Annotated in this window: 22 protein-coding genes and 1 rRNA gene; 14 read left to right on the top strand and 9 right to left on the bottom strand. The window is 44.3% G+C overall.

Annotated features, from left to right (window positions below; translation table 11 throughout):
- Nucleotides 1–33 precede the first annotated feature (33 nt).
- Genes ribH through KJ365_RS15515 form a run of 4 tightly spaced genes read left to right on the top strand, consistent with a single transcriptional unit; the run spans nucleotide 34 to nucleotide 2,410 of the window.
- Nucleotides 34–510 carry a 6,7-dimethyl-8-ribityllumazine synthase gene (gene ribH, locus KJ365_RS15530; RefSeq protein ID WP_214452595.1) on the top strand — a complete coding sequence of 159 codons (477 nt, stop codon included), beginning with the start codon at nucleotides 34–36 and terminating at the stop codon, nucleotides 508–510.
- Nucleotides 510–932 (top strand): transcription antitermination factor NusB, encoded by a 423-nt coding sequence (gene nusB, locus KJ365_RS15525; RefSeq protein WP_214452594.1) that lies wholly within the window; start codon nucleotides 510–512, stop codon nucleotides 930–932. The genes ribH and nusB overlap by 1 nt, the downstream gene beginning before the upstream one ends.
- Before the next feature lie 2 nt (nucleotides 933–934).
- Nucleotides 935–1,909 (top strand): thiamine-phosphate kinase, encoded by a 975-nt coding sequence (gene thiL, locus KJ365_RS15520; RefSeq protein ID WP_214452593.1) that lies wholly within the window; start codon nucleotides 935–937, stop codon nucleotides 1,907–1,909.
- Between the two features lie 6 nt (nucleotides 1,910–1,915).
- A complete protein-coding gene (locus KJ365_RS15515; protein ID WP_214452592.1) occupies nucleotides 1,916–2,410 on the top strand; it encodes a phosphatidylglycerophosphatase A family protein in 495 nt (164 codons plus the stop codon).
- Here KJ365_RS15515 and dxs read toward each other — a convergent pair.
- From dxs to KJ365_RS15500, 3 genes are read right to left on the bottom strand one after another with little or no spacing between them, the layout of a single operon-like run.
- Nucleotides 2,407–4,263 carry a 1-deoxy-D-xylulose-5-phosphate synthase gene (gene dxs, locus KJ365_RS15510; RefSeq protein ID WP_214452591.1) on the bottom strand — a complete coding sequence of 619 codons (1,857 nt, stop codon included), beginning with the start codon at nucleotides 4,261–4,263 and terminating at the stop codon, nucleotides 2,407–2,409. The genes KJ365_RS15515 and dxs overlap by 4 nt on opposite strands.
- A gap of 47 nt (nucleotides 4,264–4,310) precedes the next feature.
- Complete coding sequence (locus tag KJ365_RS15505; RefSeq protein ID WP_250884287.1) at nucleotides 4,311–5,222, bottom strand: farnesyl diphosphate synthase; 912 nt, start codon at nucleotides 5,220–5,222, stop codon at nucleotides 4,311–4,313.
- Nucleotides 5,219–5,449 (bottom strand): exodeoxyribonuclease VII small subunit, encoded by a 231-nt coding sequence (locus KJ365_RS15500; protein WP_250884286.1) that lies wholly within the window; start codon nucleotides 5,447–5,449, stop codon nucleotides 5,219–5,221. Before KJ365_RS15500 ends, KJ365_RS15505 begins: the two co-directional genes overlap by 4 nt.
- A gap of 233 nt (nucleotides 5,450–5,682) precedes the next feature.
- On the opposite strand from KJ365_RS15500, the gene pomA reads away from it, so the two are divergent.
- A complete protein-coding gene (gene pomA / locus KJ365_RS15495; RefSeq protein WP_214452590.1) occupies nucleotides 5,683–6,447 on the top strand; it encodes a flagellar motor protein PomA in 765 nt (254 codons plus the stop codon).
- On the top strand, nucleotides 6,447–7,376 hold the full coding sequence (locus tag KJ365_RS15490) for a flagellar motor protein MotB (RefSeq protein WP_214452589.1): 930 nt from the start codon (nucleotides 6,447–6,449) through the stop codon (nucleotides 7,374–7,376). The genes pomA and KJ365_RS15490 overlap by 1 nt, the downstream gene beginning before the upstream one ends.
- A 23-nt stretch (nucleotides 7,377–7,399) precedes the next feature.
- Here KJ365_RS15490 and KJ365_RS15485 read toward each other — a convergent pair whose 3' ends face one another.
- Genes KJ365_RS15485 through KJ365_RS15465 form a run of 5 tightly spaced genes read right to left on the bottom strand, consistent with a single transcriptional unit; the run spans nucleotide 7,400 to nucleotide 11,926 of the window.
- Nucleotides 7,400–8,656: an SAM-dependent methyltransferase gene (locus KJ365_RS15485; protein ID WP_214452588.1), complete on the bottom strand. Its 1,257-nt coding sequence runs from the start codon at nucleotides 8,654–8,656 to the stop codon at nucleotides 7,400–7,402.
- Nucleotides 8,657–8,671: 15 nt separating this feature from the next.
- On the bottom strand, nucleotides 8,672–9,400 hold the full coding sequence (locus KJ365_RS15480) for a DUF1365 domain-containing protein (protein WP_214452587.1): 729 nt from the start codon (nucleotides 9,398–9,400) through the stop codon (nucleotides 8,672–8,674).
- A 3-nt stretch (nucleotides 9,401–9,403) separates the two neighbouring features.
- Nucleotides 9,404–10,684 (bottom strand): NAD(P)/FAD-dependent oxidoreductase, encoded by a 1,281-nt coding sequence (locus tag KJ365_RS15475; protein WP_214452586.1) that lies wholly within the window; start codon nucleotides 10,682–10,684, stop codon nucleotides 9,404–9,406.
- 1 nt (nucleotide 10,685) lies between these two features.
- Nucleotides 10,686–11,417, bottom strand: a complete 732-nt coding sequence (locus KJ365_RS15470) for an SDR family NAD(P)-dependent oxidoreductase (RefSeq protein WP_214452585.1) — start codon at nucleotides 11,415–11,417, stop codon at nucleotides 10,686–10,688.
- Entirely contained in the window at nucleotides 11,417–11,926 is a 510-nt protein-coding gene (locus tag KJ365_RS15465) for a nuclear transport factor 2 family protein (RefSeq protein WP_352109430.1), read from the bottom strand. The genes KJ365_RS15470 and KJ365_RS15465 overlap by 1 nt, the downstream gene beginning before the upstream one ends.
- A gap of 64 nt (nucleotides 11,927–11,990) precedes the next feature.
- Between KJ365_RS15465 and KJ365_RS15460 the strand changes: the two genes are divergently transcribed.
- The 3 genes from KJ365_RS15460 to KJ365_RS15450 all read left to right on the top strand — a co-directional run bounded on the left by KJ365_RS15460 (nucleotide 11,991) and on the right by KJ365_RS15450 (nucleotide 13,980).
- Nucleotides 11,991–12,557, top strand: a complete 567-nt coding sequence (locus tag KJ365_RS15460) for an LON peptidase substrate-binding domain-containing protein (protein ID WP_214452584.1) — start codon at nucleotides 11,991–11,993, stop codon at nucleotides 12,555–12,557.
- A gap of 129 nt (nucleotides 12,558–12,686) precedes the next feature.
- A complete protein-coding gene (locus KJ365_RS15455; protein WP_214452583.1) occupies nucleotides 12,687–13,301 on the top strand; it encodes a sigma-70 family RNA polymerase sigma factor in 615 nt (204 codons plus the stop codon).
- Nucleotides 13,294–13,980: a ChrR family anti-sigma-E factor gene (locus tag KJ365_RS15450; RefSeq protein ID WP_214452582.1), complete on the top strand. Its 687-nt coding sequence runs from the start codon at nucleotides 13,294–13,296 to the stop codon at nucleotides 13,978–13,980. Before KJ365_RS15455 ends, KJ365_RS15450 begins: the two co-directional genes overlap by 8 nt.
- Before the next feature lie 52 nt (nucleotides 13,981–14,032).
- On the opposite strand, the gene KJ365_RS15445 is transcribed toward KJ365_RS15450, so the two are convergent.
- A complete protein-coding gene (locus tag KJ365_RS15445; protein WP_214452812.1) occupies nucleotides 14,033–14,797 on the bottom strand; it encodes an outer membrane protein assembly factor BamD in 765 nt (254 codons plus the stop codon).
- 138 nt (nucleotides 14,798–14,935) lie between these two features.
- Between KJ365_RS15445 and rluD the strand changes: the two genes are divergently transcribed.
- The 5 genes from rluD (at nucleotide 14,936) to KJ365_RS15420 (ending at nucleotide 22,356) form a co-directional block, all read left to right on the top strand.
- A complete protein-coding gene (gene rluD / locus KJ365_RS15440; RefSeq protein ID WP_214452581.1) occupies nucleotides 14,936–15,922 on the top strand; it encodes a 23S rRNA pseudouridine(1911/1915/1917) synthase RluD in 987 nt (328 codons plus the stop codon).
- Entirely contained in the window at nucleotides 15,919–16,713 is a 795-nt protein-coding gene (pgeF, locus tag KJ365_RS15435; protein WP_214452580.1) for a peptidoglycan editing factor PgeF, read from the top strand. The genes rluD and pgeF overlap by 4 nt, the downstream gene beginning before the upstream one ends.
- Nucleotides 16,714–16,858: 145 nt before the next feature.
- Nucleotides 16,859–19,429, top strand: a complete 2,571-nt coding sequence (gene clpB, locus KJ365_RS15430) for an ATP-dependent chaperone ClpB (protein WP_214452579.1) — start codon at nucleotides 16,859–16,861, stop codon at nucleotides 19,427–19,429.
- Nucleotides 19,430–19,560: 131 nt separating this feature from the next.
- Complete coding sequence (gene pssA / locus KJ365_RS15425) at nucleotides 19,561–20,394, top strand: CDP-diacylglycerol--serine O-phosphatidyltransferase (RefSeq protein ID WP_214452578.1); 834 nt, start codon at nucleotides 19,561–19,563, stop codon at nucleotides 20,392–20,394.
- Nucleotides 20,395–20,820: 426 nt separating this feature from the next.
- Nucleotides 20,821–22,356, top strand: a 16S ribosomal RNA gene (locus KJ365_RS15420).
- Nucleotides 22,357–22,400: the final 44 nt, after the last annotated feature.

The following is a 22,400-nucleotide window of genomic DNA, read 5'->3' as shown; positions in this document are numbered from 1 at the left end:
TACTTCGCGCCGATTTTTATAGGAGCTTAATGCATGAACGTCATTGAAGGTAATATACGCGCTACGGGTAAGAAATTTGCGATTGTCGTCGCTCGTTTTAACAGCTTTGTTGTAGAAAGTTTGTTGGAAGGTGCGCTTGATACACTTGAGCGTCATGGTGAAGTCAATCCTGACGACATTACCGTGATTCGAGTGCCAGGTGCCTATGAATTACCATTAGCAGCTAAGAAAGTTGCCGAAAAAGGCGGTTATGATGCCATTATCGCATTAGGCGCAGTGATCAGAGGCGGAACGCCGCATTTCGATTTTGTGGCTGGAGAATGTAATAAGGGCCTCGCTCAAGTATCACTTGATGCGGGTATTCCAGTTGCCTTTGGGGTGATTACTACCGACAGCATTGAACAAGCAATCGAGCGCTCTGGTACTAAAGCCGGTAATAAAGGCGCTGAAGCTACGCTATCTGCACTAGAAATGGTGAACGTAGTCGCTGCGTTAAACGAGTCTTTATAGTGAAACCAGCCGCCAGAAAAAAGGCCAGAACACTGGCCTTACAAGCATTATATAGCTACCTAATGAGTGGCAATGAGATGCGTCAGGTTGAGCTTGCTATGGCAACCTCAAATGACATGTCTCAAGTCGACATGGAATACTTCCAAGCCATTCTTCATGGCGTAGATGCTGATCCTGAAGCAATAGATGCCGCCTACAAGCCGTATTTAGGTAGGCTGCCAGAAGAGCTAGATCCTATCGAAAAGTCTATTATGCGCTTAGCTACTTTTGAGTTAATCGAACGTATCGACACACCATTTAAAGTGGTGATCAATGAGGCGATAGAGCTTGCCAAAACCTTTGGCGCCGAAGAGAGTCACAAATTTATTAACGGCGCATTAGATAAAGCCGTAAAAACACTTAGAAAAGACGAAAGAAGATAGGTTTGAACGAATTTAGCTTGATACGTGATTACTTTTCAAGCCCCAACTATGTCAGAAAAGACGTTATCATTGGGGTTGGTGACGATGCGGCAATCACCATGGTGCCGCCTGGGCAGTACTTAGTAACTACCACCGATACCCTTCTTGAAGGGGTGCATTTCCTTGCGGATGCAACACCACAAGCCATTGCTCACAAAGCGATTGCAGTAAACCTCAGTGATTTAGCTGCAATGGGCGCAGAGCCCTCATGGATTAGTCTATCTCTTTCCTTACCCAATGCTGATGAAAAATGGATATTGGCATTTTCAGATGAACTTAAAAAACTGACTGAATACTTCTCGATTCAGCTCATCGGTGGCGACACTGTAAAGGGTCCTCTTGCGGTCACTATCACCGCTCAAGGCTTTGTACCCCCAGAAAGTGTGTTAACCCGCTCGGGTGCCCAAGCCGGCGACTGGTTGTTTGTCACCGGAACGTTAGGTGATGCCTCAGCAGGACTGGCTGTTTTGCAGGGGAAAATAGAAGCGGCCTCTAGTCAATATGCTGAAGATTTGACAACTCGTCACTATTTTCCAACTCCAAGAATATTAGCAGGAACAACGCTACGTCGCATCGCTACCTCCTGTATCGATGTCTCAGATGGTTTGCTACAAGATTTAGGGCATATCATTAAGGCTTCTGAAGTAGGAGCGCTGGTGCATCTAGATAAGCTACCGATTTCAGAAGCATTGGGGAAAAGTATATCAAACCTCGAGCAGGCTCTAGAGTTTGCATGCACTGGCGGTGACGATTATGAGCTGTTGTTTACTGTTCCTGAAGAGCAACGCGTGAGTATGGAAAGTGCCATGGCAAGCTACAATTTACCGTGTACTTGTATCGGTCAAATAACTGGAGCTCAGGGTAAAATTGACCTTCGTTTAAACGAGCAACCCTTTTCTTTTGCGAATATTGAAGAAAAGGGATATTTACACTTTTGATGACATATGGATAAGCAACTCCGACAGCGAGTATCATTGTTAAAGCCTGACCATTTCTTAGGTCTAGGGTTTGGAAGCGGGTTAATTCCTTTTATGCCGGGCACGTGGGGCTCTCTTGCTGCCGTGCCTTTGCTGATCGCAATGTCGTTCTTACCTGAAGTGGGCTACCTAGCGGTAACGGTATTTTGTTGCGTAATTGGGGTGAGGTTTTGTCAAAAAACGTCTGACGCTCTTGGATTACATGATCACGGTTCAATCGTATGGGATGAAATTGCTGGAATGATGGTCGTGTTTATCGCGCTGCCTATTACTCCGTTAACACTATTGCTAGGCTTTTTACTGTTTCGCTTTTTTGATATTTTAAAGCCATGGCCGATTCGAGTCTTAGATCAAAAAGTCCATGGTGGCTTTGGAATCATGATTGACGACATTATTGCTGGTGCACTAGCCTGTCTTTGTTTGCATCTTATTGTCTCAACAGGCTATCTTCCACTTTTCTAGAACGCTTTTACCTTTGCGACTATTCCATCTGCATCTAGGCCTAACTCTGCATACATTTGTTGCTGCGTCCCTTGCATAATAAACTCATCAGGTAAGCCCAAATGAAGAACGTGACATAGTGTCTTATGTTCTTGTAAAACTTGCGTAACCGCGTTCCCCGCGCCACCTGCAATAGCCCCATCTTCCAAGGTTACCAGTAAGTCGTGCTCTTTTGCTGCTTCTAAGATGGCATGTTCATCAATGGGCTTAACAAAGCGCATATCAATTAAACTGGCATTGAGTACTTCGGCAGCCTTTTCTGCTTCACCAAACAGGGTACCAAAGTTAAGAATGGCGGTTTTCTCGCCCTTGCGAATTACTCTCGCCTTTCCAAGAGGAATTTCTTCCATGCCTATGCCGGGCTTAGTACCGATACCAGCGCCGCGCGGATAACGAACGGCAGCAGGTTGATTTGCTTTATGGCCGGTATACAGCATATTGCGACATTCCGCTTCATCTGCTGGCGTCATGATGATCATGTTTGGTATACATCTTAAATAACTAATATCAAACGCGCCTTGGTGGGTTGGTCCGTCGGCCCCCACAATACCAGCGCGGTCAATGGCAAATAAGACAGGTAAGTTTTGGATGGCAACATCATGAATCAGTTGATCGTAGGCACGCTGTAAAAACGTGGAGTAAATAGCAACAACGGCATTTTTACCTTCTCTTGCCAATCCAGCAGCGAGCGTAACGGCATGCTGCTCAGCGATTGCCACGTCGAAGTATTGGTCTGGGAAGCGTTGTGAAAACGAAACCAGTCCAGACCCCTCGCGCATGGCTGGGGTAATAGCCACTAAGTCTTTGTCGGCTTGCGCCATATCACACAACCAACTTCCGAAAATAGCGGAGAAGCTAGGTTTACTCGGTGCGCTAGGCGGGAATGCTTCGGTAGTGTGATCAAATTTAGGTACTGCATGCCATTTTATTGGGTCTTGTTCAGCTTGTTCGTATCCTTTCCCTTTTTTAGTCACCACATGCAAAATTTGTGGTCCAGAAATCTTACGCATGTTGCTTAAAGTCTCAACCATGGTATCGACATCGTGACCATCTATTGGTCCAATATAGCGAAAGCCCAATTCTTCAAAGATTGTACCCGGCACAACCATGCCCTTGATATGTTCTTCTGCACGGCTTGCTAAATCTTTAATGGGAGGTAAGTTACTTAAAATCTTTTTGCCTTCATCACGGATAGAATTGAAAAACGATCCGGTAAGTAATCGAGCTAGGTGACTGTTAAGCGCGCCGACATTTTCTGAAATAGACATTTCGTTGTCGTTTAAAACCACAACTAAATCTTTATTAATATCACCTGCATGGTTGAGCGCTTCAAATGCCAAGCCGGCTGTTAATGCACCGTCACCAATCACGGCAACGACCTTACGATTTTTGTTTTCTTTTTCAGCCGCAATTGCCATTCCCAATGCAGCTGAAATAGAAGTAGAGCTATGCCCAACCGCGAAGGTGTCATATTCGCTCTCTGGGGGCCAAGGGAAAGGATGTAAACCGCCTTTTTGCCTTATGGTCGTCATTCGTTCACGACGCCCCGTGAGGATTTTATGAGGATAGGCCTGATGACCCACATCCCAAATCAGTCGATCGAAGGGCGTGTTGTATACATAGTGCAGCGCCACAGTTAGTTCGACCGTACCCAATCCAGATGCAAAGTGACCACTACTTTGACTTACGCAGTTTAGTAAAAAGCGACGAAGCTCATCGGCAATTAGTGTGAGCTTATGTCTTGGCTGCTGGCGAAGTTCACTGGGAATATTTGCTTTTGCCAAGTGTGGGTAATGCGTTAGATCAAGGGTCATTTAAGGGTTATCTTCTACTTCGTTAAATTCTTATATGGTTAAAGTAACTAGAAAGTTCGCGTGATCATATAATCGCTGAACATTTCAAGTAAATGGGTATCGTACGGTAACGATGTCAAAGCTTGTTTGGCTTGATGATGATGTTCATTCAAAGCCTTTCTTGCGCCATCGAGTCCGAGCTGGGTGACAAAGGTACTTTTATTATTTGCTTCATCAGAGCCTTGCTGTTTGCCAAGGGTAGCGGTATCGGTGGTGACATCTAGTATGTCGTCTTGAATTTGAAACGCAATGCCTATATGAGCTGCAAATGTCGATAGCGTTAATAAATCTTCTTCGGTTGTTATGGGGCTTATCATCGCACCCATGCGCACTGCACAGGCAAGCAAAGCACCTGTTTTGAGTTGATGAAGGGTAGTAAGCGCATCAAAATCGATAGTCTCATTGGTGGCAATAAGATCTAGGCTTTGGCCTAAACACATGCCTTTCGCGCCACTTGCTTGACTTAGCTCTCGCACCATTTCAACGCGTTTACCCGAGGCAAAATCACTCATTGGCAAGGTGGCTAGTACTTCGAATGCACTTGTTTGTAAGGCATCGCCGGCGAGTATAGCGGTGGCTTCATCAAATTTAATATGACATGTGGGTTCGCCTCGCCTGAGCGCATCATCGTCCATGGCTGGCAGGTCATCATGCACCAGCGAGTAGGCATGAATACATTCAATCGCGAGCGACACTGCATTAATGTCTTGGTTTTGTGCATTGAGCATTGTGCCAACAATATTCGCTAATAGTGGACGCATACGTTTGCCACCATTTAGCAATGCATAGTGCATGGCATCAAGTAATTTAGATTCAGGCAAATCATTTATGCGCACATAATCCCTGAACGTTTCAATAAGTTCAGTCTTTGACTGTGTTTGCAGGAATTGAAGGCTTTCTTGCATGAGTAGTGCGGTCAATCGGGTACTTGAAAGTCATCAAGCTTTTCGACTTGACCGTCTTGGGTAAGAATTTTCACTTTTTGTTGCGCTTGCTCAAGCAGTGTTTGGCTTCTTCTTGCAAGGGCGATCCCCTTCTCAAAGCTTTGTAAAGACTGCTCTAGTGTAATGTCGCCCTGTTCCATTTTACTGACAATATCTTCTAGTGCTTCCATTGCTTGTTCAAAGCTTAATTCTTCGGCGCTCATCGTTGAAATATACCTTTATTTAATTGCCGTGAACAATACCGAACCTAGGGGGTAAATTCAATATCAAAAGGCTGATATGCGGTGTTTATGTGTAACTCAAGCGATGCATCAACTGTGAATCGTCAAAATATTAAATGGAATCTAAATTGACATAAAGTATCAAGCAGACTTGCCGTTAACATTAACACAGAAATACATCATTCAAGCATTTGTAATTGGCAGAGGAGTAAACCGTGGATTTAGCAACGCTAATCGGCCTAATAGGCGCGCTTGCTTTTGTCGTCATGGCGATGGTCCTTGGTGGCGACCTAAATATATTCTTTAACGTACCGTCTGTACTTATTGTATTTGGTGGCTCTACCTTTGTTGTGCTCATGCAATATCCCCTTGCACAATTTTTAGGTGCCGGAAAAATAGCCGGTAAAGCCTTTGCGTTTAAAATTCAGTCACCGGAAGAACTTATTCAAAAAGTCGTAGAAATGGCTGATGCCGCTCGCAAAGGCGGTTTTTTAGCGCTCGAAGAAGCAGAAATCGACAACAGCTTCATGCAAAAAGGCGTAGACATGCTGGTTGACGGCCATGATGTTGAGGTGGTTCGCACCACAATGGCAAAAGATATCTCTAACACCAGTGAACGCCACGATGCGGGCGCCGTTATTTTTAAATCCCTAGGGGATGTTGCACCCGCGATGGGAATGATTGGTACGCTGATTGGATTAGTTGCGATGCTTTCAAACATGGATGACCCAAAAGCAATCGGTCCTGCCATGGCGGTAGCACTATTAACTACCTTATATGGTGCAATGTTAGCGAATATCGTATGTTTGCCGATTGCATTTAAACTGAAAGTGCGTGCGGCAGAAGAAAAACTCAATCAATGCCTCATTCTTGACGGCATCTTAGGCATCGCTGATGGTCAAAACCCTCGTGTAATTGAAGGTGTACTTAAAGGCTATCTAGCTGAAGGCAAGCGCGGCTCGACTGAGGAGAAAGAGTAGTGGAAGACGAATGCCCTAAATGCCCGCCGGAAGGCCTGCCTGCATGGATGGGAACATTCGCTGACTTAATGTCACTTCTAATGTGCTTTTTCGTATTGCTCCTATCATTTTCTGAAATGGATGTGAAAAAGTTTAAGCAAATAGCGGGCTCAATGAAGTTCGCGTTTGGTGTTCAAAATAAAATAGAGTTAAAAGATATTCCCAAGGGTACGAGTATTGTTGCCTTAGAATTTAGGCCCGGCAAACCCGATCCAACACCCATTGAAACGGTACAACAGGTCACGCAAGAAATTACTAAGCCGATGCTGAACTTCCAAGAAGGTGAAGATGACTCTGCCGGTGGACGTCAAACTCAGCCTGGTGAGTTGCGTGGTGGACAAGCGCCAAATACTGCAAATCAACAGGCGTCTGCGGGCGCAGCAGCAAGCGATAAAGAACAGCTTGAAGAGCAGCTCAAAAAAGTCCAAGAACTATTGCAAAAAGAAATAAAAGACGGTGCTGTTGATGTGGAGAATTTAGGTCAGCAAATCGTTATCCGAATACGTGAAAATGGTTCGTTTTCGGCGGGCTCAGCCTTTTTGCAGCCCCAATTTGTGCCTGTTATTCGTCAGTTAGGCACCTTGGTTAATGACATGCCTGGACAGATTGAAATTTCTGGGCACAGTGATGGCGTTCAAATATCCAATGAGTTGTATCGCTCAAACTGGGACTTGTCTGCTCAAAGAGCGGTTGCAGTAGCAGAAGAATTGCGTTTAGCGCCTAACTTTGACGAATCTCGCATGCGCGTGATTGGCAAAGCGTCGAACGAGCCGGTTGATCTTGAAGATACGGCAGATGCAAGAGCGCGCAATAGAAGGGTTGAAATCACCATCACGCAAGGGGACCCTAAATACTCTGACCCAATATCCATCATGGGCCCTAGTACATAGGGTCTATTGAGTGAGCGAAAACCTTAGCCGCGTGACATGTAGTCTCTATGCTGAGGTTTTGCCATCACTAACTGCACAGTGCTAATAACACGCTCTAAAAAGCCACCTTCGCAGTAATTCAGATAGTATTGCCACATTCTCATAAAACGCTCGTCGTAACCGTCTTCTTGCAGAGCTGATTTTTGTTGGCTAAACGCTTCGTACCAATCTTTCAGTGTTTGCGCATAGTCTAGACCAATGTCATGAACATCGCGGATTGAGAAGTCAGTATATTTTTTAAGGTGCTGGTTTATCGCCAGTTGAGAGGGTAAAAAACCACCAGGGAAAATATGCTTTTGAATAAAATCTACGCTGTCGCCATAGCTGTCATATCTTCGGTCATCAATAGTAATAGATTGTAGCAACATCAGGCCATTTTCATTTAGCAGTGATGAGCATTTGCTGAAAAAGTTAGACAAATACTTCTTGCCCACCGCTTCAATCATCTCAATTGACACCAACTTGTCATACGTACCTTCTAACAAACGATAGTCTTTCTTTAAGAGTGTTACTTGTTCTGTAAGCTGTTCTTTTTGTACCCACTCTTGCGCCCAGGCATATTGCTCTTCTGAGATAGTAGTGGTGGTTACCTTACAACCATAGTGTTTAGCCGCATAAACCGCTAATCCACCCCAGCCAGTGCCAATTTCTAAAAGATGGTCGCTAGGCTGTAATTGCAATTTATCACAAATGGTTTTGAGCTTGTTTTGCTGTGCCTGCGCCAATGAAGCGTCGGGATCAGGATAAATCGCAGATGAATACATCATCGACTGGTCTAAAAACTTCACGTATAGCTTGTTGCCTAAATCATAATGCGCGCCAATATTTTTCTTAGCTTGAGCTTGGGAATTGTTGTTCGCAATGTGCTTTAGCTTATTCATTGGCATAGTCAGCCATTTAAAACGTTTCTCCCATACATCAAGCGTGGGTAAGTTACGTGCAAAAATCCGTATGACATTGGTTAGGTTCGGAGTGTTCCACAGGTTGTCAGTGTAGGTTTCGCCAGATGCGATACTCCCACCTAACAACAACTTAGGATAAGCTGCTGGGTTTAAAATATTTACAATCGCCTGAAGGTCAGCGTTCTTATCTCCGAGAACCGCGACGGTCTGCCCGTGCTCTTGTATCGTCAAACAGCCTTCTGGCAGGTCTTTCAGTGCACCTATAAACAACGAACGGCAGGTCTTCTCCCATAAAGAGAGTGATTCAGCTGGTTGAAAGGTTTGTTCACCATGTGACATTGATTATTCCTTAGTTCATGGATGCGTATATATGGGTACGCGTTTTACAAATAGCTTTAATGCTTGCCAGTAAATGCCGGCAATCGTTTTGATTGTCATACTTGGTATCACCAATAAACTGTTTCGTAGCGATTTACTGGTCAAAGGTATCTTTTTCATATCTAGAGCCGCTTCAAAGTGCTTAGTTTCTTTGCTGCAGCTCAGTAATAAACGTAAATGCTCATTTGGCTGCGCCACTCTCCAGTGATAGGTCATATCAATAGGATTGAACGGCGAAACATGGAATGCTTTGTCACAGTCGTTTTGTTCATTCAAATCAACTAAGTAGTGATGACGCTGATTCCAAGGTGTATTCGATACTTCGGCTAGCATATGCGTAAATTTACCGGAAGCATCTCTCAAGTAATAGAAATTCACAGGGCTAAAATATAGACCAAAGGTTCTGACTTGACCGAGAAAAAACACTTCTCCTTCAAGGGGCGCACCATTTAGCTCAGAGATGCGCTGCAAGACCGCTTGTTCGAGTGGCATCGAGGCATCGCCTAAATAGTCTTCCCTTTTGAAATTGACAATCGCGCGTTTTGTTGCAGATGCAGAAAACCCTTTTACCTGTTCAGACAATACGTCGAGCTCCGATAACTTTAGCCAAAACAAGTAAATTTGGTAGTCAAAAGCATGCACTTTGGGGTAAACACGTCGGTGTGCGACTCTACCTTCGTAAATTGCGCTTTCAGTGTCAATCATAGTTTATAACTCTTGCCCAAATCGTTTTGTAACATCTAATGCGCTGCGTACACCGTCTTCATGAAACCCGTTGTACCAATATGCACCGCAAAAATGTATGCCATCTTTGCCACAAATTAACTCTCGTTTTTGTTGGGCAGATACCATGCTCGGACTAAATTGAGGATGGGCATAATAATAAGTGCCTAAAATTTTGTCGGCATCAATACGGGGAGTATCGTTAAGCGTTACGCAAAATGTAGTTTCGCTTTGCAGTCTCTGTAGTATGTTCATATTGTAGGTAACCGCGGCAGGTGCGCGCTGTTCGTTACTTTGCCCTTTGATACTGTAGTTCCAGCTTGCCCAAGCTAATGGACGTTTAGGTAATACGGAAGTGTCGGTATGCAGAACCACTTCGTTCATGGAGTAAGGTATTGCTCCTAACACCTCTACATAATCGTTTGCGCGAGGACCCTCGAAGCTTTTCAGGTCCAACATTTTTAATGCTTGATCACTATGGCACGCAAATATGACCTCTTCAAACTCCCGCACGCCATCAGTAGAACTTACCTGATATCCAGTATCTGTTTTAGACACCTTTGTCACTGGACACTGCAATAATATCTTATCTCTGAAGGTAGCAGTCAGTGGCTCGATATACTGGCTAGAACCGCCAATCAACGTATACCATTGTGGACGATTAGTCACATTCAACAAGCCATGATTATTGAAAAATTTGAGGAAAAAGCTCAATGGGAAGTTAGCTGAAGACTCAAGGCTAGTGGACCAAATCGCTGCGCACATTGGCAAAATATAGTTTTGAATAAATTGATCGCTGAGTTTGTGCTGCTCAATAAATTTTATGAGCGTGATGTTTTCAGTATCTATTTTATCTTCAATCGCTTGCTTGCAGACTTTGTTAAACTTCAAAATGTCTAACACGAGTCGGTAGAAAGAGGGTGATAAAAGGTTTCGTCGCTGTGAAAACAAGCTATTTAGAGTATTGCCATTATATTCTAATCTCGTTGCGTCATTTTTAACGCTAAAGCTCATTTCACTCTCTTGGCTTTGCACCCCTAAACTTGTCATGAGTTTGATAAAGTTAGGATAGGTCCAATCGTTATAGACTATAAATCCAGTATCGATGGAATATTGTTTTCCATCTACGGTGACTTGCTTGGTTGCGGTGTGGCCGCCTACATAGTCATTCGCTTCGAATACTTTTATATCTGCTACATCGTTTAGCAGTCTTGCACATGTCAGCCCGGAAATGCCTGTCCCTATTATCGCAATTCTCTTTGTCATTCTATTTGCTTCTTTTCGTTTGTTGTTTCATGCTAATACACATCTTGCGCTGCACGAATTCAGGTAATAGGTTGAGAATACGGATAAAGGCGCTGAATCTTCTTGGAAAGTAAACGCTAGAGCGATTGCCCAATATGCCATCAAGCATGTACTGTGCAGCTCGTTTTGCGCTAATGGCCATGGGCATTGCAAAGTCATTGCGATCAGTGAGCGGGGTTTTAACAAAACCAGGTGAAATGCTTTGCACGGAAATTCCCTTTGATGCCAAGTCCACTTCAAAACTTTTGGCAATGTAATTCAAGGCAGCTTTACTTGCACCGTATGCCTGACTGCGGGTAAATGGGAGAAGGCGTGCAAGGCTGTCTACGTATACTATTTTGTCGCCTTTTTTAGCCGTTTCCAAGAGTGCTGAAGTCACGTTGATTGCGCCAAATACATTGATTTCAAAAACGCGTCTAAACATGTCAGGCTCAACGTCTCTAATGTCAACATATTCGCAGGTTCCAGCGTTAATTACGGCTATATCAAAGTGCATATCTTTAAGCGCTTCGCGCGTTGCCTGTTCGTCACTGGCATCAAATTTACACGTTTCTATTCTGTCTAGCTTAGCGAGCTCGGCTAGCTTTTCTTCATTTCTGCCGCAGGCAATGACGGTATGACCTTGCTGCGCTGCATGCACTGCTAGCGCCTCTCCAATTCCAGAGGTTGCCCCCGTGATGAGTATTCGTTTCATTAACCCATGCTCCTTTTTATTTTTTTAATTATTCGGCCTAACATCGGGATGTGCTCATACAACATTTGCCCAAGATCATAGTAATCCCGATGGAACACGATTTTATCATTTTGGATGTTTATGATTGTAAGACCGTCCACCGCAACAGGGCGTCCTTTGTTAATGCGTTTCGAGGTAAACTTCATTGTCCAGCTCACTACGTACCCTTGTTCGGCGACTGGATTTTTATAGTGTATGTCAAATTCGCAATATTTCGCGTTCTTGAGTAGCTTTGAGAAATACTGCTCTACAGCAGCAAGTCCGTTGTGTTCAGCGATGGGGTCGATAAAAACGACGTCTGTGCTATAAATATTTTCTAATTCAGACACTTGCATAGTAGCGAGGTCCGTATAAAATCGGCTGAATTGGTCAATAATACTCATTAGATACTGTGTTTTAGGATGGTGTAAATTTTTTACTACAGCCAGTATAGTCCAGATCAGCAAATTAACTTTTTTTAATTGAGACACTTAACGATCTAAAGCGCAATGCAACTAGTACAAATGGTAGAAATGTCAAATTAGGTCAGAAACTATGAAAGTCCCGCTGTTTCCCTTGTCTTCTCATGTGCTACCTGAGGGTCGAATGGCGTTAAGAATCTTTGAGCCTCGCTACACGCGTATGGTTAAAGAAGTGTGTGAGTCCGATGGTGGGTTTGTAGTCTGTATGATTAATCATTCGGGGGATAAATCGAATAACACGCATATTTTTCCTCTTGGTACATATTGTAAGGTCATTGACTTTGATATTCTCGACGACGGCTTGTTAGGCGTGACTATTGAAGGAAAGCATTGTGTAGCGATTAATGACGTTGAGACGCAATTTGATGACCTACGTGTCGCAACGTGTGAGCCAAGTACCATATGGACGTGCGAATCCTTGATTGAAGACCTCTCTCCTATGAACGATCGCTTAAGAGAGATTTTCGAAAAATATCCAGAAGTCAGTGATTTGTATGACACGACGAAGTTTGATGATCCGGTTTGGGTAGTCAATCGCTGGTTAGAGTTACTGCCTGTTGATGCAGAGCAGAAACAACACTTTATGGCCCAGCAAGATTGCGATAAGGTGGTTAAATATTTATCTCAGCTAATTGAATAGTCCAAGCGCATAACCCATAGGTTGATATTCACAACATTACTTACATTAAATATATTTCACTATTTGGTGTGAAAACTTTCGCTATACTCAATTCCAAACTATATTAGTGCATACGACAAGGTGAAGTTAATGCTTATTGGAATTCCGTTGGACGACAAGAAACGCGATACTGTTAAACCTAAAGATTGTGCTGCAGAGATGTCTGCATACCTCGATACTGTTGCAACCAAGCGCTGCAAAGTATCCTTTTCGAAGGTGTTTGGATACTTCGCGCCACGTCTTCGCTCGTACGCACTTAAACAAATGGGTAACGAAGCGCTAGCGATGGAATTGGTGCAAGACACAATGTCTAACGTCTGGCAAAAAGCGCATTTGTTTAACTCTGATAAAGGTTCTCCGTCAACGTGGATTTTTACAATTGCACGTAACATACGGTTCGACATGCTTCGCAAATTGCAAAATCGTAAAGAAGATGTATGTTCTGATGACTTATGGCCAGTCCTGTGTGAGCAAACCGCTGATCCAAACGAAACGTCGCTGGATCAAAAAGTCACGCTTGAGCAAGTAGGGCAGTACTTTGATAACCTGCCTGCTAAACAAAAAGCCGTTGTTGAGGCGATATACATTGCTGGAAAATCGCAACAAGAAGTAGCAGACGAACTCGAAATCCCGCTTGGGACCGTTAAATCTAGAACTCGCTTAGCACTACAGCGCTTAAAGGAAATGCTCAAAGAATATGATTAGATTTCACCCAACTAACCAAAAGCTGGTTAGTTTTGCTGAAGGCCTAATTCCGCCAAACGAAGGACTGCTGGTTTCAGCACATTGCGATATGTGCGCGCACTGTCGGCGAAAAGTCGATGCGCTTATTAACTCTTGTGCTGAGCAAGCCTTTAGCGAAGAAACCGAAGCGCAAATTGATAATGCGTTGGGCAATATGTTCGACGCCATTACCAGCAGACCTCATACCTCTCTAGAACGTAAATTTACTGCCACGCAAAAGGTCGTTTCCATTGATGGTAAAGAATTCTCGCTTCCGCCGAGTCTTCAACGAGTTGCCTCTAGCATTGGTACATGGTCTCATTTAGTGGGCAAACTTTGGCAAGCTCCCGTGTCCTTGGGCGGCAAAAACCTAGCAAATTTCATATACATGGAAAACGGTGGTGGAGTTCCTGAGCATACACATATAGGCAATGAATTGACGCTGGTGATAGATGGAACATTTTCTGACGGCATTCACCATTATGATTCAGGCGATTATTTGTCCTTAAACCAAGATAATACCCATGCGCCGGTGTCGGATTCTGATGATGGATGTTTAGTGTTTAGCGTTATCGACCAACCGTTGCAGTTTACGTCAGGGTGGGCAAAGTTGATAAACCCGCTAAGTCATTTGTATTTTAAAGTGTCTACGAAAGTATAATTATTGAAAGAAAAAAACCGCCTGAAGGCGGTTTTTTTAATAGGGAAGTACACTACCTTATAAACTCACTTTCGGGGAAGTTCAAACGAAGTGTTTTAACGGCATTCTCTCTTAGTTCTGCCAAACCTAGCTCATCATAGCTTGCTACCATAATCTCCAACGCTGGCTGAATTTGAGGCGTGTCAGGATAATTTTCTAATACATAGCGCCCTCTGTTCGCAGCCGCAACGTATGCTTCGCGTCTCATATAAAATCGCGCTACCGCTATTTCATATTTCGCTAATCTGTTTTTTATTGCGAGCATGCGTTGCTTGGCATCAACAGCATATTCTGATTCTGGGTGCTTTTCGATTAAATTTCTAAAGTCTTCAAACGCTTCTCTCGATTTTGAAGGGTCACGATCAGAGCGGTCTACATTGAGCATGGTTTGAAACAGGTTGTTGTCTTGCTCCATATTTGAAATGCCGCGCATATACATTGCGTAGTCGACATCAGCATGATTTGGATTTAGACGAATAAAACGGTCAATGGTGGCTAATGTTTGTTCAACATTGCCAGTTTTGTAATAACTGTAGATTAAATCAAGTTGCACCTGATGAGACAGCGGACCAAATGGAAAGCGTGAATCAATCGCACTTAAAGTAGCTGCCGCCGCAGAAAAATTGCCAACATCCATATTGCGTTTTGCTTGCTGGTATAAAGCGTTTGCGCCTTGATTAGCAATAATCTCACGCTCATCCATATCCGAGCTACTGCAGCCCGAAAGTGTCATAACGCTTACAATGCAGGTGGCAAGCGTCCAGTTTTTCAAATCCATCATTTTAGTGTTTTTCTCATACCGCGAAAGCTTTCGCATATTTTACTACATTTATGTGCGAACAGGCATAGAAACTTACTTCTACTTTTATTCGCGTTGCTTGTTATAATGCCTCTACGTTCTCGAATGATGTTGTTTATGAATCAGCAAGTCAAATCTATTTCGCTAAGTGGCGAAATACCATTAGAAGCATTTAACACAAGACTAGACCAATGCATTGCGCAATTGTTCCCAGATTATTCACGTTCAAAATTAAAGGAGTGGATTTTAGCTGGGAGCGTGAGCGTGGATGAAAATGTGATAGACACCCCCCGACACAAAGTGAAAGGCGGTGAGCTCATCACAATAAATGCCCACCAGCAAGTTCAGGTCAATCATACTGCAGAAGATATTGAGCTAGATGTCGTTTATGAGGACTCTGAAATATTGGTGCTCAATAAGCCAGCGGGTCTTGTCGTGCACCCTGGTGCTGGTAATCAGTCCGGTACCTTACTAAATGCACTATTGGCGCACGCTCCAGAACTTGAGCATATTCCTCGAGCCGGCATTGTGCATAGGCTTGATAAAGAGACCACTGGATTGATGGTAGTTGCTAAAACATTGGCCGCACAAACGCATTTAGTAGCCCAACTGCAAGCTCGAAGCATGGGGCGCGAGTACGAAGCGGTTGTCATGGGCAAGCTCATCGCAGGTGGAAGCGTAGATGAAAATATTGGCCGCCACCCAACAAAAAGAACCTTGATGGCAGTAACATCTAGTGGCAAACCCGCAGTCACTCATTACCGAGTGAAAAAGAAATTCAGAGCCCATACTTATTTGCGACTCAAGCTTGAAACGGGGCGAACACATCAAATTCGAGTCCATATGGCATATATTAAGCACCCACTAGTGGGCGATATTCAGTATGGGGGACGAGCTCGATTACCTAAACATGCAAGCGAATCCTTTGTCAGTATGTTGCGCGAATTTAAACGCCAAGCGCTCCATGCAATTCAATTGTCGTTAGTTCATCCAACCACGGGTGAAACTATGGTATGGCAGGCCCCGCTACCAGAAGACTTTTCATCATTACTTGCAGCACTTAATGAAGATGGCATTGAAAATGGTTTTGGAGAAAACGCGTGATAGTGTTACACCCTGAACGTTTGCTCGCAAAAAACGTTTTGTGTTTTACCACGACTCGATATCATGGCGCGAGTTCGGGCGCGTATGCGTCATTAAATTTGGCCACTCATGTTGCTGATGATGAAGCAAAAGTAGAGAGAAATAGAGCCAGCTTGTTAGCGTTTTTAGAAAAAAGCGATTTTGCGCTCAATAACAGCACATCGACGATTCAAGCAAACGCCTACACAGGCCCAATGAAGCCTCTGCACTTCATTGCTCAAAATCATTCAACCGTTGTCAGTCCTTACAGCGAAAGTGGCAACTACCCGAATCCATGCGATGCGGTATTTGCAGTTGAGGCGCGAAGACCACTAGCAATTTTAACTGCCGACTGTTTGCCGATTATGATTGCTCATGTAGAAGGGTTTGAAACGGCTGCAATTCACGCGGGCTATCGCGGGCTTACCGAGGGCATTATTCAAAATACCATCGCCAGCCTCAAAGCAAACCCAAATAATTTGTCGGTTTGGATTGGTCCCAGCATTTGCCAGAAACATTTCGAAATAGGCGAGGATATTTTATATATGTTTGCTGAGCATAATAAGCATGTAAGTTTTAATGACAAGACTGAAAAGTTTCACGTCAACTTGCAAGGCATTGCTACAGACATACTCACCGGTTTGGGCGTAACTAACATTCAGTTATCTGATCAATGTACCTATTGCTCAGATGACCTTTTCTCATATCGCCAAAGCAAACATAAAGGTCATAAAGAGTGCGGTCGTATGGCCTCTATAATCATGCATTTATAAAGGCATTGTGCGGCTAGAGGAAGGTCGCTATTGCATATCTTTTTAATCTTTCGCGTTTATTATTTGATCGAAATCAAGTCCTTTGTCTTGAAATGACACCCTTGAGTACCCATTATTTCTGTATAGGTATTTTGGAGAAACATAAATGCGATTAGATAAATTCACGAGCAAATTTCAATTGGCGATCTCAGATGCGCAGTCTCTAGCGTTAGGTCGCGACAATCAATACATAGAACCCGTGCATTTAATGTCTGCTTTGCTAAACCAGCAAGGCGGTAGTGTGCGCCCTTTGTTCGATCAAACCAAGGTGAATGTGAATAGTTTACGCTCAGCACTTGCTGAAGCAATTGATAAGTTACCAAAGATACAAGGCTTTGGTGGTGATGTGCAACTTGGTCGCGATACGGTTAAATTGTTAAACATGAGCGATAAAATTTCGCAGCAAAGAAAGGATGATTTTATTACATCTGAAGTCTTTGTATTAGCGGCTGTCGATGATACAGGGCAACTTGGTACCATTTTAAAGCAGCTTAACCTCGACAAAAAGCAAATAGAAGCGGGTATTGAGAAAATCCGCGGCGGTCAAAAAGTGACAGACCAGAATGCGGAAGATGTTCGTCAAGCGCTCGAAAAATACACCATGGACTTGACTGAGCGTGCTGAGCAAGGGCGCCTTGACCCAGTGATTGGTCGTGATGATGAGATACGCCGCACGATTCAAGTGCTCCAGCGCAGAACAAAAAATAATCCTGTATTAATTGGCGAGCCTGGCGTGGGTAAAACAGCTATTGCAGAGGGCCTAGCTCAACGTATTATCAACTCCGAAGTACCAGAAGGCTTAAAGAATAAACGAGTCTTGTCATTAGATATGGGCGCGTTACTTGCTGGTGCGAAATACCGTGGTGAGTTTGAAGAGCGCTTAAAAGCTGTATTAAATGAGTTAGCGAAAGAAGAAGGCCGCGTTATCCTCTTTATTGATGAGTTGCACACCATGGTAGGTGCAGGAAAAGGTGAGGGTGCAATGGATGCCGGCAACATGCTTAAACCTGCGCTAGCTCGCGGTGAGCTCCATTGTGTTGGAGCGACAACCCTTGATGAATATCGACAATATATTGAAAAGGATGCCGCGCTTGAGCGTCGTTTTCAAAAGGTATTGGTTGACCAACCTTCTGTTGAAGACACTATCGCTATCCTGCGGGGGTTAAAAGAACGATATGAATTGCATCACTCGGTTGATATTACCGACCCAGCGATCGTTGCTGCCGCCACACTGTCTCATCGTTACATTAGTGATAGACAACTGCCAGATAAAGCCATTGATTTGATTGATGAAGCTGCGTCGAGTATTCGTATGCAGATGGATTCAAAGCCAGAGGAGATGGATAAACTCGAACGCCGTATCATTCAATTAAAACTTGAAGAGCAAGCGTTAGCAAAAGAAACCGATGCAGCGAGCCTGAAGCGTTTACAAACCATTGAGCTGGAAAGGGAGCAGCTAGAGTTTAAATTTGCCGAGTTAGAAAAGGTTTGGAAGCAAGAAAAAGATGCGATGCAAGGTACGCAAGGTATTAAAGCAGAACTCGAACAAGCAAAGCTTGATATGGAAATAGCTCGTCGAGCATCTGATCTCAATAGAATGTCTGAACTGCAGTATGGAAAGATCCCAGAGTTAGAGCAGCGTTTAGAAAAGGCCTCAGAGAATGAGATGAGTGAAAACACACTGGTAAAAAATAAGGTTACCGATGTGGAAATTGCAGACGTACTGTCGCGCTGGACGGGTATACCTGTCAACAAAATGCTGGAAAGTGAAAAAGAAAAACTAGTCAGCATGGAAGAAGTCTTAGGTAAGCGAGTGGTTGGTCAGCAAGAAGCGGTCAAGGCCGTTTCAAATGCGATTCGGCGCTCACGAGCTGGGCTAGCAGATCCAGACAAACCGACTGGTTCGTTCTTATTCTTAGGCCCAACAGGCGTAGGTAAAACCGAGCTTTGTAAAGCCTTAGCAAGCTTTATGTTTGACACCGAGCAGGCACTGATTCGCATCGATATGTCTGAATTTATGGAAAAGCATTCTGTTGCACGTTTAGTGGGGGCTCCTCCTGGATACGTTGGATACGAGGAAGGTGGCTATCTTACGGAGGCAGTCAGACGCAAGCCTTACTCTGTCATACTGTTAGATGAGGTAGAAAAAGCCCATCCAGATGTTTTCAATATTCTCCTACAAGTACTTGATGATGGGCGTTTAACTGACGGACAAGGGCGTACCGTAGACTTTAAAAATACGCTGATAATTATGACCTCAAATTTAGGCTCAGACATTATCCAAGCGCAAGCAGGTGAAGCTAACTACGATGCGATGAAAGGCAGCGTTATGGAAGTGGTCGGCAGTCATTTTAGACCTGAGTTCATTAACCGAGTTGATGACATAGTCGTCTTCCACCCACTTGAGCAAGAGCAAATTAGATCTATTGCTAAAATACAGCTCGCGGGTCTGCGCAAGCGTTTACATGAAATGGGATATAAGTTGGAGATTTCTGGCAAAGCACTCGACAAGCTTGCGCAAGCTGGTTTTGATCCTGTGTTTGGCGCTAGACCGCTTAAAAGAGCGATACAGACGCATATTGAAAACCCTTTAGCGGAGCAATTACTGTCTAATAAAGAGATGTTGTCTGACACTATTTCTATCGATGTAGAAGATGAAAAGTTGATAATAAAGTAATACGCGTAGGTTGAGCAAAAGTGGGTTTATACTATATTCAATAAGTCGTATCTGAGTAATGCATCATAAAGTTCTCGCATCTAGGTGAACTATCGAAGCAACTTAAGGTAGAATATAGAAAAGGAGAATTTATGACTGAACCCACAAATAAACCCCGCGGCATCTATTTGTTACCAAACTTGTTGACTACCGCTGGTTTGTTTTCTGGTTTTTATGCCGTCGTGATGTCGATGAACGGAAACTTTGAAAGTGCCGCTGTGGCTATTTTCGTTGCGATGATATTTGACGGCTTAGATGGCCGCGTAGCCCGAATCACCAATACGCAGTCTGCTTTTGGAGCAGAGTATGACTCCATGGCAGACATGGTGTCGTTCGGTGTAGCGCCTGCTTTAGTTGCTTATAACTACGGCATGACAGATCTTGGCAAAATAGGTTGGCTGGCTGCATTTATATATGTAGCGGGCGCAGCACTTCGCCTAGCGCGGTTTAACACTCAGGTAGAAACCGCCGATAAGCGCTTTTTCCAAGGGCTTGCCTCACCGGCTGCCGCGGCGCTTGTCGCGGGCATGGTATGGTGCGGTATGGACTATGGTCTGTCGGGTGACGATTATGGAATCATTATAGCACTGGTAACCGGTGCGTCTGGACTGCTCATGGTGAGTAACTTTAAATACAATAGTTTTAAAGAAGTTGACTGGAATGGGAAAGTACCTTTCGTAGCAATTTTGCTGGTTATTCTTGTATTCATCATTGTTGCTACTGCGCCTTCGTTAGTATTGTTTATCGTATTTATACTTTACGCGGTCGCCGGCCCTTTCAATACATTTAGAAGCGTTGATAAAGTGACACTCGAAGATGTTATCGGTGAAGCAGAGGTCGATGCTGATTTTGAGGCTGAACAAAGCACGAAGCAAGTCGTGCAGGAAAAGCAAACCGATGATGAAGCATCGAAAGACCCAAAGTAGTGTTTATTTTATGTGGTTGAGCGAAAAATAAGCGTTAAATAAAGAATTTATGTTTTTTTTCAAAAGAAGCTTGACCCATCATTAGATGTCTGTAGAATGCGCGCTCGCTTCACCGCAAAGACAAATCAAAGCGGCATTGAATTGAATTTGTTTACACATTCACCCAGTGATGCAAAAGTCTTTAGTGAAGCGGGTTGCAAGGAAATTTATTTTATCATTTAGTAGATTATTTTCTTGACACTCAATGCCATTTAAGTAGAATGCGCATCCCGCTTGAGAGACACTCGATGTGCTTAAGTGGCAACGAACGAAAGTTAGGTTGCACTGCTCTTTAACAATTTATAACAAGACAATCTGTGTGGGCACTCGTTAAGAGTGTCTACCGACAATTTATTTGGTTCTTTTTAATAAGAACATTTCGATATTTAATTGAAGAGTTTGATCATGGCTCAGATTGAACGCTGGCGGCAGGCCTAACACATGCAAGTCGAACGGAAACATGTCTAGCTTGCTAGATGATGTCGAGTGGCGGACGGGTGAGTAATGCCTGGGAATTTGCCTTTGCGAGGGGGATAACCATTGGAAACGATGGCTAATACCGCATAATACCTACGGGTCAAAGGGGGGACTAGTTCCTCCCGCGTGAAGAGGAGCCCAGGTGAGATTAGCTAGTTGGTGAGGTAAAGGCTCACCAAGGCGACGATCTCTAGCTGTTCTGAGAGGAAGATCAGCCACACTGGAACTGAGACACGGTCCAGACTCCTACGGGAGGCAGCAGTGGGGAATATTGCACAATGGGGGAAACCCTGATGCAGCCATGCCGCGTGTGTGAAGAAGGCCTTCGGGTTGTAAAGCACTTTCAGTTGTGAGGAAAGGTTAGTAGTTAATACCTGCTAGCTGTGACGTTAGCAACAGAAGAAGCACCGGCTAACTCCGTGCCAGCAGCCGCGGTAATACGGAGGGTGCAAGCGTTAATCGGAATTACTGGGCGTAAAGCGCACGCAGGCGGTCTGTTAAGCTAGATGTGAAAGCCCCGCGCTCAACGTGGGATGGTCATTTAGAACTGGCAGACTAGAGTTTTGGAGAGGGGAGTGGAATTCCAGGTGTAGCGGTGAAATGCGTAGATATCTGGAGGAACATCAGTGGCGAAGGCGACTCTCTGGCCAAAGACTGACGCTCATGTGCGAAAGTGTGGGTAGCGAACAGGATTAGATACCCTGGTAGTCCACACCGTAAACGCTGTCTACTAGCTGTTTGTGGATTTAATCCGTGAGTAGCGAAGCTAACGCGCTAAGTAGACCGCCTGGGGAGTACGGCCGCAAGGTTAAAACTCAAATGAATTGACGGGGGCCCGCACAAGCGGTGGAGCATGTGGTTTAATTCGATGCAACGCGAAGAACCTTACCTACTCTTGACATACTGGAAATTTTGCAGAGATGCATTAGTGCCTTCGGGAATCCAGATACAGGTGCTGCATGGCTGTCGTCAGCTCGTGTCGTGAGATGTTGGGTTAAGTCCCGCAACGAGCGCAACCCTTGTCCTTATTTGCCAGCATTAAGTTGGGTACTCTAAGGAGACTGCCGGTGACAAACCGGAGGAAGGTGGGGACGACGTCAAGTCATCATGGCCCTTACGAGTAGGGCTACACACGTGCTACAATGGCGAGTACAGAGGGAAGCGAACTAGTGATAGTAAGCGGACCCCTTAAAGCTCGTCGTAGTCCGGATTGGAGTCTGCAACTCGACTCCATGAAGTCGGAATCGCTAGTAATCGCAGGTCAGCATACTGCGGTGAATACGTTCCCGGGCCTTGTACACACCGCCCGTCACACCATGGGAGTGGGATGCAAAAGAAGTAGCTAGTCTAACCTTCGGGGGGACGGTTACCACTTTGTGTTTCATGACTGGGGTGAAGTCGTAACAAGGTAACCCTAGGGGAACCTGGGGTTGGATCACCTCCTTACCACAAAGTTAGTAGATGTTTTTGACGACGTGCTCACACAGATT

This window comes from Glaciecola sp. XM2, assembly GCF_018595715.1.
Classification (GTDB): domain Bacteria; phylum Pseudomonadota; class Gammaproteobacteria; order Enterobacterales; family Alteromonadaceae; genus Glaciecola.
This window is presented reverse-complemented; position numbering and strand designations above follow the sequence as displayed.